The following is a 14,836-nucleotide window of genomic DNA, read 5'->3' as shown; positions in this document are numbered from 1 at the left end:
CAAACCACCCTCGACCGGAGTCTACGTTGTTCCCGAAAGAGCGCCGCAAAGAGATCGTCTGCATCGTGAATTCCACTGGTTTTGCCACCGTGGATGATCTCGCCAAGCGCTTTGCCGTCAGCGTTGACAGCATCCGAAAGGACCTCAAGGCACTTCAGAAAGAGGGGAAGATTAAGCGTGAGTATGGCGGAGCTCTTAAGGCGGACAATCCTGCCGCGCAGACTCCCCAGCACGATAGCGTGGCAGAGACCGTCGCCCTCCAGCGCGATGCCGAGGACGACGGGCGCCGAGCCGTTGCCGCCCGCGCCTTCCTCGAGATCAGCGATGGCGATGCGATTTTCCTGGGCGTCTCTCGCACGAACCTCTATCTCGCGGACATGATCGCCTCAAGCGACAAGCGCCTTATCGTGACCACGAACATGATTGACGTCCTCCCCCGCCTCGCGAGAAATCCCAAGGTCACGGCCCTCGCAACGGGTGGTTATCTCAACGTGCACCTCAATGGCTTCACGGGTCCGTCCACGATCAGCCTTCTTGAGCCGCTCTTGTTTTCAAAGGCTTTTATCGGCGCATGCGGCGTCGATCTCTCCAAGAACGCTGTCCTGGCGACCTCTGTCGACGATGGCCGCGTGAACGAGCAGGTCATCAAGAACGCTTCCTATTGCTTCCTCCTGGCAGAAGAGGGGAAGTTCGCGATTCGCACGGGCTACCGCTATGCCTCCATCTCGGACTTCAGCGCCGTCATCACGGACACCTCGAACCGCGACATCCTCACCGCCATCACCTCCACCGGCACCCCCGCCCTCTGCTAGCGAATAGCAGCCCTGCACATTGCGCCGCAGGCGAAGCGAAAAGCAGCTAGAGAATCTGAACCTAGATCGCACTCAAGGCCAGCTCGATATGGAAAAGGGCCCCAGTCCGACTGCGTCTCGCGCGAGTTCTTCGCCGAAGGCGAAGCTGTCTGAGCGCGAGACGTAGCCGGCTGGGGCCCGTTGGGAATCCGTGAGCTACGCCCTCAGTGTGGTGCGGCCGTAGTTCTTCTCCCAAGAAGCGGTGAAATCGTGCACGGCATTCACGGTGCCCGGCTGGTCGATCATCGTGTTGAGGACCGCCGGCGGGAAGGTGATGGCCTGAATGCCAGCAAGGATGAGCTCGTGCACCTGGTTGGTGTTGTGCAGCGACGCGGCCATGACCTTGGTGTCGAGACCCTGGACGGCGAGCATCTCGATGAGGTCGGCGACCTGCTGAATGCCGTCGCCGTAGTTGGACATGCGGTTCACGTAGGGAGCGAGGTAGTCGGCGCCGTTGAGGGCGGCGAGGAAGGCGGACTCGGGCGAGAAGATCGCCGTGGCGAGGACGCCGAGGCCCTCGTTGTGGGCATCCTTCACGGCCTTAAGGCCATCGCGGGTGACAGGAATCTTGGCGTAGGTGTTCTCCGGGCGAAGGCCGTTGATGTAGCGGGCCTCCTCCATGATGCCGTCGTAATCCTCGGAGACGACCTGGACGAAGAGCTTCTGGTCCGGACGGAGATACTCAATAATCTCGGGGAGGACGACCTCGGGGGTCTTGCCGCTGCGGGTGATGATCGTGGGGTTGGTGGTCACGCCGTCGACGTTGAGCAGAGCATCGAGCTTCTTGATCTCGTCGAGGTTGGCGGTATCGATGATGAGTTCCATGAGCAATCCCTTCGACTGACCGCGAGCGGTCTTTTTTGGCGAGGGCGACGAGCGCAGCACCCTCTTGCAAACCCTCGCACGATTCCTTTTGCGACGCCTCGCGGCGACGCCGTTCTCTGCGCTCAGATTACTTCTGAGATTATTGATTTGCAAGTACTTTCTCTTATTCTGTCTCAGTTTGTTCGTATTCGGCGCAATTTGGATGGTATGATTCGGGCGCAAGCTATGAAACCGAACGAAACGAGACGGAGGCCCGATGTTTCTCGAAGCGCGACAGGAGGCTATCGCCCAGCTCATCGACCAGGAGGGCCACGTTACCGTCTCAGACCTCGCCGGCAAGTTCGATGTGACGGAGGATTGCATTCGCAAGGACCTTCGCAGACTTGTCGCCGAGGGTCGCTGTCGCAAGGTCTACGGCGGGGCCACGCGTGTTGACCCCGAGGTAAACCGCGTCGTCGCGGAGCGCGTCGACCTCCTCCGCCCCGAGAAGCAAGCCATCGCCACCAAGGCCTTTGCGATGCTCAAGCCCAGGCAGACCGTCTACCTCGACTTCTCCTCCTCAAACATCCTCCTCGCCCAGCTTGTGGGCGCCAGCGACCTGTCGCTCACTGTCGTCTCCAACTCCGTTGACGTCCTGCGCGAGGCCAGTGCCGGCGCGAACGTGCGCACTTTCTGCCCCGGTGGCTCGTATGACGCAGAGTACAACGGGTTCGTCGGCAACCTCGCCGCGAGCGCGCTCGACCCCTACCGCTTCGACGCCGCATTCATGGGAGCCGTGGGCGTCGAGGCCGAGGCTGGCGACGTGCTCACGCTCGACATGGAAGACGTTCCCGCCAAGCAGGCGGCGATGGCACGAGCCGAGGTAAACGTGCTGCTCTGCGACACAGACAAGCTCGGCCACGCGGGCACTTACCGCTATGCCACGCTCGATGATTTCGACCTCGCCATCTGCGACGAGGTTCGTCCGGACGCCGTCGAGCGCCTACGCGCCAACGGCCTCACGGTGGCGTAGAGTCCGCGGCGCGGCAGCTCGCAGGGTCCGCCGACGCGCCCGCTACCGCCGACGCGACCCGCGCCACGCGCCACGCGAGCACAAAACCTACCTCTTGTAACGAATTGGCACCGTTTTTGGCCCGAATCCCTTACAAGAGGTAGGTTTCGTCGCTGGCTCGCTCGGCGTTCGCTAGCCCTTGCGCTTGAACGGCGCCATCGCGAGGCCGTGAAGGCCGCGGGAGACCTCGACGTAGGCAGGGTGGCAGCGCTTCTCGAGCTCGCGAACCACGGGCTCGAGGCTCGGCGTGGCGAACAGCACGGAGGTGGGCACGATCCCAACCCGGTCTCGCGCGGCCTCACCCTCGTAGGTGACATACACCCAGGCAGGTGTCTTGACCTCGAACCTCTTATCGATGTCCTCAACGATGCGGCACGAGAAGCTCTCGCCGCCCGGCACGAACACCTCGGTCTCGAACGCGCAAAGACGGTGCGGCATAAGGCAGATGTCGCGCGCCTCGCCCAGCTCCTCGATCTTGTCAATGCGCGCGAGGGCGATCTTGCCGCGGCGCACGCGAAGTGCCACGAGCACGGCCTCCGCGCGGACTGCCGCGAAACGCAGCACCAGATAGGCAACGGCAGTCGCGGCAACGACCATCAGCAGCGCGGAGACGGGACCACCCTTCGGGTCCGCATAGATGCCCGGAAACACCGCAAAGATCACGATGGCAAGGGCCGCGATAATCACGGCCGCCACAATCCCCATCCTACGCTGCGCAAACCTATACATATGCCTTCTCCCGGATACAGACGGGGCGCCGGACACGCCGACGCCCCACCAGCTCAAATCAACAATGCCAAGCTAGCCGCCCCACCACGCCAGGCCGTGGCGCTCGAACGCGAAGCAGGAGACACTCTAGCAAAACCTATTCGAAAGGCATGATCTTCGAGATGGAAGCCGTCTTGGACTCGCAGAGCTTCCTGAAGTTTTCGAACATGGGGTGCTTCTCCCACTTGTGGAGGTCAGTCGTCGCGCGATACGCCAGGATCTGGAACAGCGGCAGCACGTAGAGAGGCATGAGCAGCGGCTCCTCGATATCCTCGGGCAGACGCAGCGCGTGCGCATCATCGACCTCGGGGTTGTTCGTGACCACAAAGACGCGGTCGCTCACGCTGCGGGAGGCACGGGCGAGCTGGACGAGACGATCAGACGTCTTGCCAAGGTCATCGATGAAGAACAGCGTGTAGTTGGGCGTGAGCTGCAGGTTGGGACCGTGGTTGAACTCCTCCGCCTCATAGGCGAAGCTCGGGATCTGGATGGTCTCGCCAATCTTGAGGGCGCCCTCGCAGGCAATGCCGTAACCCTGGGCGAAGCCGCAGGAGTAGGCGACCGTCATCGAAGTGAGCGCAGCCTTGTTGCGGTCATAGAACTCGTGGACCTGCTTCTGGAAGGCAACGTGGCGCTCGGGGCACTTCTTCATCTCGGCGATGACCGCATCGTGAGCCTCGGCGGAGGCGACGCCGCGCTTGGCACCGGCCTCGATGGCGAACAGCATGAGGAACTCGGCGAGCGTGGTCACGCCCTTCGTGACGTATCCCACGTACTCCTCGCCCACGCCATAGTCAACGAGGACGTCGGCGTGATCCTTGAAGTCAGACTCGAGGTTGCCGGTAAGGCCAACAGCCTTGCGGCCCATCGCGCGAAGCTTGTCGAGCGCCTCGATGGAGTTAGTGGAGCAACCACTCTGGGAAACCACGAAGACGAAGTCGTCCGCGGCGAGGCGATCCTTGTAGGCGATGAACGTGTTGGGCGGCACAACCTGCACGTCAACGTCGAGGTACTTCATCATGAACGGCTTGGCACACTGAGAGGCGTTGGAGCTGGAGCCGCACGCGACGATCCAGATGTTGTGGTAGCCGCCATCGACATAGGCATCGACGAGGCCACCAACGAGCGCCTGGCGGTTCTCGATGTTAGCGGCGAGCTGAGCCGGAGTCTCCTCGACGTAGGTGAGCATGGTAGGACGATTCTCTTCGGACATGTCCGTTCCCTTCCCTTGGAGTCATTGTTAGGCCTGAAGGACAAAGTGCTTCTTAGATGTCGTCATCCTCGTCGTCATCGTCGTTGGCGCTCGTGGGCATCTCGAACTTCACGAGCGAGGCGTGACCGGAGGCAATCGCAGCGTCCGCGAGGGCATCGACGGAGTCAAAGCCGGCACGCGTGAGATGCGTCTCGACAAGAAGCGGCAGGTTGGTGCCGGCGATGACGCGAACGTCGTCGCGATCCTGCGCGAGCACCACGGCAGCCTTGAAGGGCGATCCGCCGAGAAGGTCGCAGCAGACGAGAATGCCGTCGCAGCCGGCAAGCTCATCGAGCGCCGCCGCCAGCTTCGCGGCGAGGTCTTCGGTGGTGTCACCGTCGGGGAAATCGACGGCGACGAAGTCGCTCGGCTCGCCGCCGAGAAGGGCAAGCGCGCTCTTGAGGCCGGTCGCGAAATGACCGTGGCCCGTAACGATCAAACCGATCATTTGGACTCTCCAATCCTTCTCTTGAGGTACTCGAGAATTTCCCGATGCGTATCGAATGCCAGCGTGGCGTCGCGGTCGCTGATGCTGCCATGCGTCTTGCAGAGGGCAACCACCTCAGCACCCGCTCGCCTACCGGCGGTGATGCCATATTCGGAATCCTCAACGACGACTGCCTCGCTCGGACTGCAACCAAGCTCGCCAAACGTGTGGAAGTAGATCTCCGGGTTGGGCTTGGACTCCTCGAAATCATCACCCGTGACGACGGCGTCGAACGCGTGTCCGAGCTCGCACTCGTCGAGCATCTGACGAATCTCCGGCATGGAGCTTGAGGAGGCAAGACCAACGGCGATGCCCTCCTCATGCAGCCACGCAAGCAGCTCGCGGATACCGGGAATGAGAGCTTCGCGATAGTCGATGCGATGTGCTTCGAAATACGCCGTGATGGCAGGTGCAATCTCTTCCGCGGTCTCGTCGAGGTGCTTGGCGATAGTCATGTTCTGAATCTGTGTCGTGCAGCCGTACATCGCGTTGCGGTCTTCCTCGGTGAGCTTGGTGGCACCGCGGCTCGTAAGGAAGTCATCAATAATCGCGAGGTAAAGCGGCTCGGACTCGATGATCACGCCATCCATGTCAAAGACGACGGCACGAACCTCGCCATCGCGCGCGGCGTGGCCGAAGGCGCCCTCGACCTGACACATCCTCGCCGCGTGCGCGGCAGCGGCAGCAAGCGCGTCTTCAAGCCGGCTTGCCTCGGGCAACGCCCCACCTCGACGCCAGCCCCTCTCGACGAGGGAGGTCACGAGCGCCGTCACGAACGAGTCGCCCGCGCCCATCGTGTCCACGGCGTCGCCCGCAGCAGCGACTCCGTGGGCCCGTCCTCCGCTCCAAGAGAGAAGCGGCGGCAGGCTGCCCCTCGTAACGAGCACGGGGCAATCGAACTGCCAGTTGGCGAGAAACTCGTCAATGACCGTCTGGTCGACGCCACTCATCGAGAACTGCGCCAAATCGATATGGGGGACTATCTTGGCAAGGTTCTCAGGCGTGCGGTACTTGTCCTTCTCGCCGAAGTCATAGGAGAGGACGCCCTGGCGCCCGTCGAGCAGGGGCAGCCAATCGTCGACCTTCGCGTTACAGCTCGTGAGGATAGCGTCGAACCCACAGGCGTACTCGACGGAAGAGGCGCTCGGCACGGGAGCTCCCGGCCAGGCCTCCCCCAGCTCGACGCCTTTGAAGTGACGCTCGCCGTCAATGCGATCCTGATGACAGAGCTTGGTCGTACCGCCGGGGACGATCTCGCAGGCGCTCGCGTCCACGCGCTCTGCCTTGAGCGCGCCAAGCAGGCGCTCTCCCCAGAGGTCATCCGCCACGCGGCCAAGGTAACTCGCCTCGTGCCCGAGGCGCGACGCACTCACGGCAACGTTCACGGCGTTGCCGCCGGGATAGGCGATGCCGAGGTTGTCGTAGGAGTCGAAGACGTTGTCTCCCAGGCCGAGGACCTTCATTAGTACTCCAGCTTGCGGTAGTAGCGACGGATGTCGAGCGAGTGACCGGTGACGTCCTCCATATTCTTGGAGATGCGCTGGAGGGCGGCGTTCATCACGACGGGACCAAGCCAGTGGCGGGTCTCGGCGGAAATGCCGGGCATGTCGAACTCGGCGGCGTCGATGACGGTGAGCTCGTCAGTGACCTTCTCGGCGAAATCCTTCACGCGCAGGTCAAGGGCGCGCGTGGAGCCCTCGCCCACGAGCAGCGTGAGCGGCACGTCCTTCTCGAGGAGCTCGAGCGTGCCATGGAAGAACTCGGGGCTCGAGACGCTCTTGGTGCGAATCCACTGGCTCTCCTCGAGCACGCACATGGCGTAGGCGTAGCAGGTGGGCCAGATGTCACCGGAGGAAACCCAGATGTGGTACGGAGCGTCGTGATAGCGCTCGCAGTAGGCGCGAGCTCGGGCGTCGAACTGCTTGCGCACGGAGACGAGGCCCGGAACAAGGTTGGCGAGTTCGTCAGCAAAGGTGGGATAGGCGTCGAAGCAGCCGGCGTTGTGGAGTAGACGGCCCAGGAAGAGGTAGACGACGAGCTCCTGCGGGCGGCCATCGCCGTAGACGAAGCTGAAGTCAGAGATCTCCTCGAGCGGGGAATCCGCCTTGCCAATGACGGAGAAGATCGTGCAGCCACGCTCCTTGAGCCAGCGGGCAGCGGCAAGGGTCTCGGTGGTGTCGCCGGACTTGCTCGTCATGAGCACGAGGGTCTTCTCGTCCACCATGTTGCAGCCGGTAAGCACGAGCTCGGCGGAAAGGACGGCGCGCCAGGGGATATCGCTCAGCTCGTCGATCATCGCGGAAAACGGCGCGAGCATGGCCTGGGAACCGCCGGAGGAGGAAATGAGAATGCCGGAGAAGCCCTTCTCGGTGACGGCGTCGGCCATTGCCTCAATCTCGGCGCGACGACCATAGATCGCCTCGCCCTGGGCAAGGATCGTCTCCTCGTTGAATGTGACCATTTCTGCCATGGACCTTTAACCTCCAAGGTAATTGACGTATTTGCAGAAGGGGCACGCGAGCGCTTCCGGATGCGCCCGCACGAGCAAGACCGATGCCCCATCGGTCCGCCCTGCGACGGCTCGCCCGAGACGGGACGTCGCAGGAAGGACCCCCACGGGGAGGGGCCCGAAGGCCCCTCCCCTAACCAGGGTGTTGCTAGACCGGACTACATCCAGCCCAGGAACGACATAAGGATGCCGAACGCGATGATTCCGAGAATGATCGCGATGACGTTGACCTTCTTCTTGAAGAGCCAGTAGATGAAGAAGACCAGGGCGAGCGGGAGCATGTTGGGCAGCACGCCATCGAAGACGCTCTGCACCGTGGTGCCGCCGATGCCGAAGACGAGCTCCTCGCTGAAGGCGAGGGAGACGTAGGACGGGATCAGGCCGCCCACGACCATCGTGCCGAGAATGCCGGCAGCCTCGGTGACGTACTTGGTATTCTCGCTGATCTTGTCGATGAACTTGGAGCCGAGGTTGTAGCCGAGCTCAGCGAACCAGATGCGGGAGATGGCCGAGAAGCCCCAGATGAGCATGTAGAGGATCGGGCCGAGCGGGGAGCCGTTCTGCGCGAGGGAGCAGCAGATGGCAGCAGAGATCGGCAGGAGGGTGAACCAGAAGATGGCGTCGCCCAGGCCGGCGAGCGGTCCGAAGAGGCCGTTGCGGATGCCGGCGATGAGCTTGCGGTCCTCGTGCTTCTCCTCCATGGAGAGGATGAGGCCCATGAGGAAGGTGCCCATGTGCATCTCGGTGTTCATGAACTCCATGTTGTAAGTCATGAACTCGACCATATCCTCCTTGGAGTCGCCGTAGAGCTTCTCGAAGGTGGGCATCATCGACATGGTGAAGCCAGGGGCCTGCATGCGCTCGAAGCTGAAGCCAGACTGCATCGCGATGGAGCGGATGCCGAGCTTGTAAAGATCGTTGCGGGTGAGCTTGCGCTCGGTGGTCTCGTTAGATGTCGTCATCGTCGTCGCTCCCATCGGTGTCGCTGTGCGAGGAGGTGGCGAGGGCAATGGCGTCGTCACCCTTCTTCTCATGCACGAAGTTGATGTAAGCAAGGCACACCGCGGCAATGGCGATGGGCAGGACGTTCGGGAGGTTCATGAACGTGGCCATGATAAAGCCGAGGAACAGGTAGGCGATGTTGCTGCTCTTGAGCATGACCATGAGCAGGAGGCCAAGGCCAACCGCGGGCAGGATGCCGCCAGCGACCTCAAAGCCGTGGACGAGCCAGACGGGGAAGGTGTTGACGAAGGCCTGGAGCGGAGCCTGGAGGGCGAAGGAGCAGAGGAACGCGAGCAGCGCCACCGCGGCGGCCTTCAGGATGAGAGCGCCCCAGACGGTGCGGTTGAGGCCCTTCGCGTCGCCAGCCGCGGCGTAGCCGTCGCACTTGTGGGCGACGGAGACGTACACGGTGTTGAAGAAGATGCCGAGCCACTGCGCGAGGAGGGCGAACGGCAGGGACAGGCCAAGGGCCGCCTCAGCAGACTGGCCGGTAGTGTAAGCGATGACCACGGTCATCAGGCCAGCCATCAGCGGGTCAGGCGGGACGGTTCCACCGACGGTGAGCAGGCCGAGATAGCTCAGCTCCGCCACGGCGCCACAGGCGATGCCCAGCTGCATGTCGCCCAGCATGATGCCGGCAAAGAACGACACGACCAGCGGACGGAACCAATAGAACGCCTCGAAGACCTGGTCTAGCGCGCAGATAAATGCGACGAGCGCGAGAAGCAGGCCTTGTACAAGGGTAATCTCCATGCTTTCCTTCCTTTCTTCCAAACAGACACGTGCAAACGGCTAGCTGTGCAGGCATCGCCTCCTAAATCTCGGTCTTGCGGTCGGTGGGGAGAATCTGGATGAAGAGGTCAACGCCAGCCGCCTTGACGGCGTCGAAATCGGCGAGGTCCTGATCATCCACATAGACGTGGGACTCGTGGTAGACGGTCTTCTTGCCGTCCGCGTGCATGTTGCCAACGTTCACGCTCTTGATGGGCACGCCGCCCTCGACGAGCTTGCGAACTGCCGCGGGGTCATGGACCACGAGCAGGATCGACTTCTTCGGGGTCTTGCGAGAGAAGACGTCGATGGTGTGATCGAGCGTGAAGAACTTGATGTCGCAGCCCGCGGACTCCGCCGTCATCTTCATGAGCTGCTGCTGGACCTTGTCCTCGGCGGCCGCGTCATCAGCGACGATAACGAGATTGGCGCCGGTGGCGCCCACCCAGGCGTTTCCCACCTGGCCGTGGACGAGGCGGTTATCGATGCGCGTCCAGACGATTCCTGCTTCTGCCATGATGCTCTCCGTTCTCCCTGGTTAGTTCACCGGGCGCTTTCGCACCCCTCACAGGACAATATATGCCCAGTGGGACCCTCGTCCTTACGCGCCGATCGGCTATCGAGGACAAGGTTGATGACGATGCTTGCTACGATCAGCACGGCGCCTATGAGAGCGAAGCGCCCGAAGGATTCACCAAAGGCGAGAAACGCCCATGTCGGCGCGAGGATGACCTCGCTCATGCAGATCATGTTCGCCGTGAGCGCGGGAACTCGACGAATGCCGCGGGCGTAGAAGATGCTCGAGACGCCAGAGCACACGATGCCCTGGCCAAGCATGAGCGCCCAATTCATAGGAGAGACGCTTGGGACCTCGGGGGCAGCGACGAGGAATCCGAGTGAGGTCACGGCAAACCCCACAAGCGAAGAGGGCATGGGGAGTGCGCCCGGCTTGGCGTTCATGAAGAACGCGAGGCCGAAGAATGCGCCCGAGACGATCGAGAGGAGATTGCCCAGCATTCCCTCGGCCGTAAGTTCGTCAAAGAAGAACAGCAGCATGCCGGCAAACGCCATCGCCACGACGCCAACCTTTGAGGCTCGGGGGAGATGGTGGCGCTCGATCGACTCGTAGATGATGACGAAGATCGTCGAACTGTACTGCAAAACGATCGCGTTACCCACAGAGGTAAGCTTATTGGCGAATATGAACGTTAAGCTCATCACGCAGTTCGCAAGGCCAACGAACACGGCGCGCCCGGTGAACCTGAGGGTGGGACGCACGACGATGAGAAGGAACAGCAGGCCGGATAGTGAGGCCACGGCAGAAGTGAGCCATGCGGAGCAAGTGTTAGACCTTGTGAAGAACCCGACGAAGCTCCAACATAGCGTCGTGAGAAAGAGGTCGGCGTAGCCGCCCGTCCTGTTCTCTGCCATCGAGTTCGCCATCTTCACCTCATCCCCCGTTCCCCGCTTGCATCCGGCATCGCTCCGCGCTTTATTCGAGCGCGTCTGAGGTCGCCTTGAGTGTCGCTTCAGCCTGTTTCCAAGTGTCGTCTCCGCTTGTTTCCATTTGCGAAACGTCATATATCGTTATAACGACAGCTTCACCATAGACGCCCGGGAGCCATCTGACCAGCCAACCGGGGTGAACGGTATGAGACTTCCGGCAAACGTTATATATCGTTATATTCACAATCAACAACGCCGGGTGGAGAAAAGCCCTGGACATCGCGACGCCCGGGGCTCCTGCGCAGCTTTCAAGCTTGCCGCTAGATAACGATTTTTGGGCGCAGGGTCGCTAGAACGCGAAGGTGTAGCGCGAGGCCACGACGCACCGGCGCCAGAACGCGAGGCGCGCCGCCGCTAGAACGCAAAGGTGTAGCGCGAGCCCACGACGCGCTGAATGCCCATGTAGAGGGGCTTCTCGTCTTGATCGTTATACTGCGCGGTGAAGACGAAGAGCGGCTCGCCAACCGAGACGCCAAGCACGTCTGCGAGCGGGGCGTCGGCACGCATGGAGCTGATTCGGCACTCGCCCACCATGTGGGGGACCTTGCCGGCCTTCTCCTCGATCAGCTTGTAAAGCGAAATACCGCCAAGCTTCGCATCCACGAGGAACTCGAAGCCAGCCCTCGGGAACACGTTCGTCTCGATCATGATGGGCGTCGAGTCCGCAAGGCAGACTCGCGTGAAAGAGATGACCTCGTCGCCCTCGGAAAGGCCGAGGAATGCGCACTCATCCGGAGCCGCCTCGCGAACGCAGTGCTCCGTCTCGATTGAACCGGGAGCGTATCCGCTGTTGCGGCAGGCCTCGCTAAAGCTCTGGACCTCGAGGTCCGTCCTGTGCTGAACCATCATGAGATCGCGCGCGCTCTTGACGAACGTGCCGCGGCCCTGCTGCTTTACGAGATATCCGGCCTCAACGAGCTCGCTCACGGCGCGGCGAACGGTGATGCGACTGACGCCGTACTGCTCGCCCAGCTCGGCCTCGGTGGGAATCTTGTCGCCGACCTTATACTTGCCGGAATCGATAGCGTACTTGATATTACCAACAACCTGCAGGTACAAGGGCATAAGCGACGATGTCATCACTTGCTTTGCCATATGTCCCGTACCTCCCGGTTCCGTTTGATTGCCATGTCGCCAACGCGGCAATGAAGTACCGTCGGCATGCTGCCGGGGCGCCGGCGCGCCTCTAGTGAGACGCCGACCCAACGGCACGCATTGATCTTTTTATAGTAACGCCTAACCAGCCAGAACACTTTTCGGACATTAACATCGCTAGTCTCGCACCGCTTGCCGAGAAGAAGCGACGTGCCAACTTTAATACGTATTGTAACGTTATAAGGTGGCTGTATTCACGTGTCTCTTCGTCGATTGGAGTGCTCCATGACCAAACGCTATACGCTCGATGGCTTCGCCCGCCTCTTCGACCACACGAACCTCCAGCCGGACGCCACCGACGCCGACATGCGCAAACTCTGCGACGAGGCGCTCGAGAACCACTTCTGCATGGTCGCCATCAACTCCGGTCAGAGCGCTCGCTGCCACGCCATGCTCGAGGGTACCGACATCCACGTTGGCGCAGCGATTGGCTTCCCCCTCGGCCAGACCTCCATCGCCTCCAAGACGTTCGAGACCAAAGACGCCCTCGCCTCCGGCGCTGACGAGATTGACTACGTCGTCAACCTTACCGAGGTCAAGGAGGGCAACTGGACCTACGTGACCGAGGAGATGCGCTCGATCGTCGATGTCTGCCGCGAGGAGACCGAGCGCCGCGGCGTCCTTGTCCCCTCGAAGGTCATCTTCGAGAACTGCCTGCTCACGCAGGACGAGAAGCTCAAGCTCTGCGAGATCGCCCGCGAGGTCGAGCCCACGTTCGTCAAGACCAGCACCGGCTTCTCGACGGGCGGCGCCACCGTCGATGACGTGCGCCTCATGCGCGAGAACGTCGGCCCCAACGTCAAGGTGAAGGCCGCCGGCAAGATCCGCGACGCGGAGACGATGCTCGCCATGGTCGCCGCCGGGGCCGAGCGCATCGGCGCCCGCGCCAGCGTCGCCATCATGGCTGAGCTCCGCCAGCGCTTCGCCGCCGAAGGCCTCGACTACCTCGAGGTCTAGCGCGTCGCGGCCCGCGCGGGGCAGGCGGCGACCGCCTGCCGCCTGCCGCCAGCAACCCGCGCCGACTTCGCGCCATAGCCCACCTGTTGTAAGGAATTGAGCCCGTTTTTCCGGCCAAACCCTTACAAGAGGTGGGTTTCGTGTATCGGGCGACGGTCAGCTACTCCCCTCGCTCCCACCTTTTCGGTACGCCATACGCGTCCATCAGCCGCCTGAAGCGCTGCTCGTCATGTAGGTCCGCCCAGCGAACTCGCATGACTTCAATTCCACAAGAGGTTAGTAAGGCCTCGCGCTGTCGCTCGTCCATGAAGGCCCGCGTTTGCGTACGACCGTTTAGCATCGCCAGGTCTTCGTATTTGCAGGCGCCATCATGCTCGACGGCGACTCGCCTGCCATTGCCACAATCCACGAGCATGTCGACCCGAAAGTTCCGCTTCGGATCAAGCGGGTTCGCAAACTCAACCTGCAGATCAGGAACCTCATAGCCAAGCTCGATCATACGAGCCCGCGTCTGCGACTCTCCCCCGCTCTCCGCTCTGTCGTCCATATATTGCACAACCCTACGAGCTCGACGAATACCCCGCACGCGTCCAGCGCCGTCCACCATCGACTCGAGCTCGGCTCTCTTGACCAGACCACTTCTAAGAGCAGAATCCGCGATAGCCAAAGCGTCACCAAACGGCAGCCTACAAGCGCACTCGAATACGGTGAGGACAGGCGAAGTGACCGTCAAACCCGATGCCCTCCATTGGTTGTCCTCCGCGTAGGATAGCCTCCGCACGCCATTACGGACGCCAGCGGACCTCCCGCGGTCAGCCATCGTCTCGATACGGATGCCATTAGAGTCAAGCAGCGAGTATGAAACCGAAAAGCCGTAGGCGAGCGCCGCAGTGACGCCCGCAAACACCCAGGTTGGATTACGCTCCGCGAGACTACGAGCAACATGAAGGCATCTCTCGGCCGCATTGAGCTCGTCCCAATACTCACCTCGCGCAAACAGTCCTCTCCATGGGGAGATAACGATGCCGCTACGGAGCCTTGTTCCAAGCGCCATCTTATCTGCCGCAGAATGAGCAGCGAGGCAGCGTCCCCTGCGCTCGAAGGACGCGAACTTGTCCGCAAGAGCCTCGTCAACGCTATAGCTTGCGCAGGGAGAGTGCTCCACCCTCGTCTCGCCTCCAAATCGCTTCCGCAGTTGGAGACAGTTTCCAGCGCGTGCAGCTCGCATTCACCGCGATTCGCAAAAAAGTCCCACGCGCCCGGACGCGAATCAAACACGAATCCGACAGGATTTCGCGATTTCGTGCCAAAGCGTTTCAGACAAATAGCAAAGCCGCCGGTAGACGAGTCGTTGCTCCTGTTGAAAAACCTGATTCGCCGTTCAGAAAAACAGTCGAGGATGGGTCGCAAGCAGTTTACTCGCAACACACGAGAACGCCGCCGCGACGGCATGCGCTGTCGACGCGAGCCGGAGCAGCCGCGAGCCGGGGGCGAACTCCGGGGCGCGGGCCGGGGGCGAACTCCGGGGCGCAGGCCGGGGACGGGCGCGAGTCCGGGCGGCGAGCGTGAAGCGGGGGCAGAATCCGGGGGACGCGGGCAACAAAACCCACCTCTTGTAAGGGTTTGGGGCCGAAAAGTGCCTCGAAACGTTACAAGAGGTAGGTTTTGGCGAAAGCGTGCGCGCGGGGCGGCGGCCCGACGA

15 protein-coding genes are annotated in these 14,836 nt (G+C 61.8%); 3 read left to right on the top strand and 12 right to left on the bottom strand.

Features of this window, described 5'->3' with window-relative positions; translation table 11 throughout:
• Window positions 1-26: 26 nt before the first annotated feature.
• The gene (locus Q0H23_RS04220) at window positions 27-812 is read left to right on the top strand and encodes a DeoR/GlpR family DNA-binding transcription regulator (RefSeq protein ID WP_293836059.1); all 786 of its coding nucleotides are present in this window, start codon (window positions 27-29) and stop codon (window positions 810-812) included.
• Window positions 813-1,007: 195 nt separating this feature from the next.
• On the opposite strand, the gene Q0H23_RS04215 is transcribed toward Q0H23_RS04220, so the two are convergent.
• Window positions 1,008-1,676, bottom strand: a complete 669-nt coding sequence (locus Q0H23_RS04215; RefSeq protein ID WP_293814790.1) for a transaldolase family protein — start codon at window positions 1,674-1,676, stop codon at window positions 1,008-1,010.
• 256 nt (window positions 1,677-1,932) lie between these two features.
• Here Q0H23_RS04215 and Q0H23_RS04210 point away from each other — a divergent pair, with 256 nt between their 5' ends.
• Window positions 1,933-2,688: a DeoR/GlpR family DNA-binding transcription regulator gene (locus Q0H23_RS04210; RefSeq protein ID WP_293836056.1), complete on the top strand. Its 756-nt coding sequence runs from the start codon at window positions 1,933-1,935 to the stop codon at window positions 2,686-2,688.
• A gap of 171 nt (window positions 2,689-2,859) precedes the next feature.
• Here the strand turns inward: Q0H23_RS04210 and Q0H23_RS04205 are convergent, their stop codons facing one another.
• From Q0H23_RS04205 to Q0H23_RS04160, 10 genes are all read right to left on the bottom strand, one after another.
• Entirely contained in the window at window positions 2,860-3,456 is a 597-nt protein-coding gene (locus tag Q0H23_RS04205) for a hypothetical protein (protein ID WP_293836054.1), read from the bottom strand.
• A 136-nt stretch (window positions 3,457-3,592) separates the two neighbouring features.
• Window positions 3,593-4,708 (bottom strand): SIS domain-containing protein, encoded by a 1,116-nt coding sequence (locus Q0H23_RS04200; RefSeq protein WP_293836052.1) that lies wholly within the window; start codon window positions 4,706-4,708, stop codon window positions 3,593-3,595.
• A gap of 52 nt (window positions 4,709-4,760) precedes the next feature.
• Window positions 4,761-5,195 (bottom strand): PTS galactosamine/N-acetylgalactosamine transporter subunit IIA, encoded by a 435-nt coding sequence (gene agaF / locus Q0H23_RS04195; protein WP_293836049.1) that lies wholly within the window; start codon window positions 5,193-5,195, stop codon window positions 4,761-4,763.
• Window positions 5,192-6,697 carry a PfkB family carbohydrate kinase gene (locus Q0H23_RS04190; protein WP_293836046.1) on the bottom strand — a complete coding sequence of 502 codons (1,506 nt, stop codon included), beginning with the start codon at window positions 6,695-6,697 and terminating at the stop codon, window positions 5,192-5,194. The genes agaF and Q0H23_RS04190 overlap by 4 nt, the downstream gene beginning before the upstream one ends.
• Window positions 6,697-7,704 (bottom strand): SIS domain-containing protein, encoded by a 1,008-nt coding sequence (locus tag Q0H23_RS04185; protein ID WP_293836044.1) that lies wholly within the window; start codon window positions 7,702-7,704, stop codon window positions 6,697-6,699. Before Q0H23_RS04185 ends, Q0H23_RS04190 begins: the two co-directional genes overlap by 1 nt.
• A 197-nt stretch (window positions 7,705-7,901) precedes the next feature.
• Complete coding sequence (locus Q0H23_RS04180) at window positions 7,902-8,705, bottom strand: PTS system mannose/fructose/sorbose family transporter subunit IID (protein WP_293814802.1); 804 nt, start codon at window positions 8,703-8,705, stop codon at window positions 7,902-7,904.
• Window positions 8,692-9,498, bottom strand: coding sequence for a PTS sugar transporter subunit IIC (locus Q0H23_RS04175; RefSeq protein WP_293814803.1), 807 nt, complete (start codon window positions 9,496-9,498; stop codon window positions 8,692-8,694). The genes Q0H23_RS04180 and Q0H23_RS04175 overlap by 14 nt, the downstream gene beginning before the upstream one ends.
• 61 nt (window positions 9,499-9,559) lie before the next feature.
• The gene (gene agaB, locus Q0H23_RS04170) at window positions 9,560-10,033 is read right to left on the bottom strand and encodes a PTS galactosamine transporter subunit IIB (RefSeq protein WP_293814804.1); all 474 of its coding nucleotides are present in this window, start codon (window positions 10,031-10,033) and stop codon (window positions 9,560-9,562) included.
• A gap of 26 nt (window positions 10,034-10,059) precedes the next feature.
• Window positions 10,060-10,947, bottom strand: a complete 888-nt coding sequence (locus Q0H23_RS04165) for an EamA family transporter (RefSeq protein ID WP_293836042.1) — start codon at window positions 10,945-10,947, stop codon at window positions 10,060-10,062.
• Window positions 10,948-11,376: 429 nt separating this feature from the next.
• A complete protein-coding gene (locus Q0H23_RS04160) occupies window positions 11,377-12,117 on the bottom strand; it encodes a GntR family transcriptional regulator (protein WP_293814807.1) in 741 nt (246 codons plus the stop codon).
• Between the two features lie 285 nt (window positions 12,118-12,402).
• Here Q0H23_RS04160 and deoC point away from each other — a divergent pair, with 285 nt between their 5' ends.
• Entirely contained in the window at window positions 12,403-13,134 is a 732-nt protein-coding gene (gene deoC / locus Q0H23_RS04155) for a deoxyribose-phosphate aldolase (RefSeq protein WP_293836040.1), read from the top strand.
• 160 nt (window positions 13,135-13,294) lie between these two features.
• Here the strand turns inward: deoC and Q0H23_RS04150 are convergent, their stop codons facing one another.
• Complete coding sequence (locus Q0H23_RS04150) at window positions 13,295-13,633, bottom strand: hypothetical protein (protein WP_293836038.1); 339 nt, start codon at window positions 13,631-13,633, stop codon at window positions 13,295-13,297.
• Window positions 13,634-14,836 lie beyond the last annotated feature (1,203 nt).

The organism is uncultured Parolsenella sp. (genome assembly GCF_934660935.1).
Classification (GTDB): Bacteria; Actinomycetota; Coriobacteriia; order Coriobacteriales; family Atopobiaceae; genus Parolsenella.
Note: the sequence above shows the minus strand (reverse complement) of the source record. Positions and strands in the feature narration are given on the sequence as shown.

Excerpts from the sequence above, each read along its gene's own strand:
- Q0H23_RS04215 (WP_293814790.1), bottom strand. The coding sequence starts at position 1,676 with ATGGAACTCATCATCGATACCGCCAACCTCGACGAGATCAAGAAGCTC.
- Q0H23_RS04210 (WP_293836056.1), top strand. The coding sequence starts at position 1,933 with ATGTTTCTCGAAGCGCGACAGGAGGCTATCGCCCAGCTCATCGACCAG.
- Q0H23_RS04205 (WP_293836054.1), bottom strand. The coding sequence starts at position 3,456 with ATGTATAGGTTTGCGCAGCGTAGGATGGGGATTGTGGCGGCCGTGATT.
- Q0H23_RS04200 (WP_293836052.1), bottom strand. The coding sequence starts at position 4,708 with ATGTCCGAAGAGAATCGTCCTACCATGCTCACCTACGTCGAGGAGACT.
- agaF (WP_293836049.1), bottom strand. The coding sequence starts at position 5,195 with ATGATCGGTTTGATCGTTACGGGCCACGGTCATTTCGCGACCGGCCTC.
- Q0H23_RS04190 (WP_293836046.1), bottom strand. The coding sequence starts at position 6,697 with ATGAAGGTCCTCGGCCTGGGAGACAACGTCTTCGACTCCTACGACAAC.
- Q0H23_RS04185 (WP_293836044.1), bottom strand. The coding sequence starts at position 7,704 with ATGGCAGAAATGGTCACATTCAACGAGGAGACGATCCTTGCCCAGGGC.
- Q0H23_RS04180 (WP_293814802.1), bottom strand. The coding sequence starts at position 8,705 with ATGACGACATCTAACGAGACCACCGAGCGCAAGCTCACCCGCAACGAT.
- Q0H23_RS04175 (WP_293814803.1), bottom strand. The coding sequence starts at position 9,498 with ATGGAGATTACCCTTGTACAAGGCCTGCTTCTCGCGCTCGTCGCATTT.
- agaB (WP_293814804.1), bottom strand. The coding sequence starts at position 10,033 with ATGGCAGAAGCAGGAATCGTCTGGACGCGCATCGATAACCGCCTCGTC.
- Q0H23_RS04165 (WP_293836042.1), bottom strand. The coding sequence starts at position 10,947 with ATGGCAGAGAACAGGACGGGCGGCTACGCCGACCTCTTTCTCACGACG.
- Q0H23_RS04160 (WP_293814807.1), bottom strand. The coding sequence starts at position 12,117 with ATGGCAAAGCAAGTGATGACATCGTCGCTTATGCCCTTGTACCTGCAG.
- deoC (WP_293836040.1), top strand. The coding sequence starts at position 12,403 with ATGACCAAACGCTATACGCTCGATGGCTTCGCCCGCCTCTTCGACCAC.
- Q0H23_RS04150 (WP_293836038.1), bottom strand. The coding sequence starts at position 13,633 with ATGATCGAGCTTGGCTATGAGGTTCCTGATCTGCAGGTTGAGTTTGCG.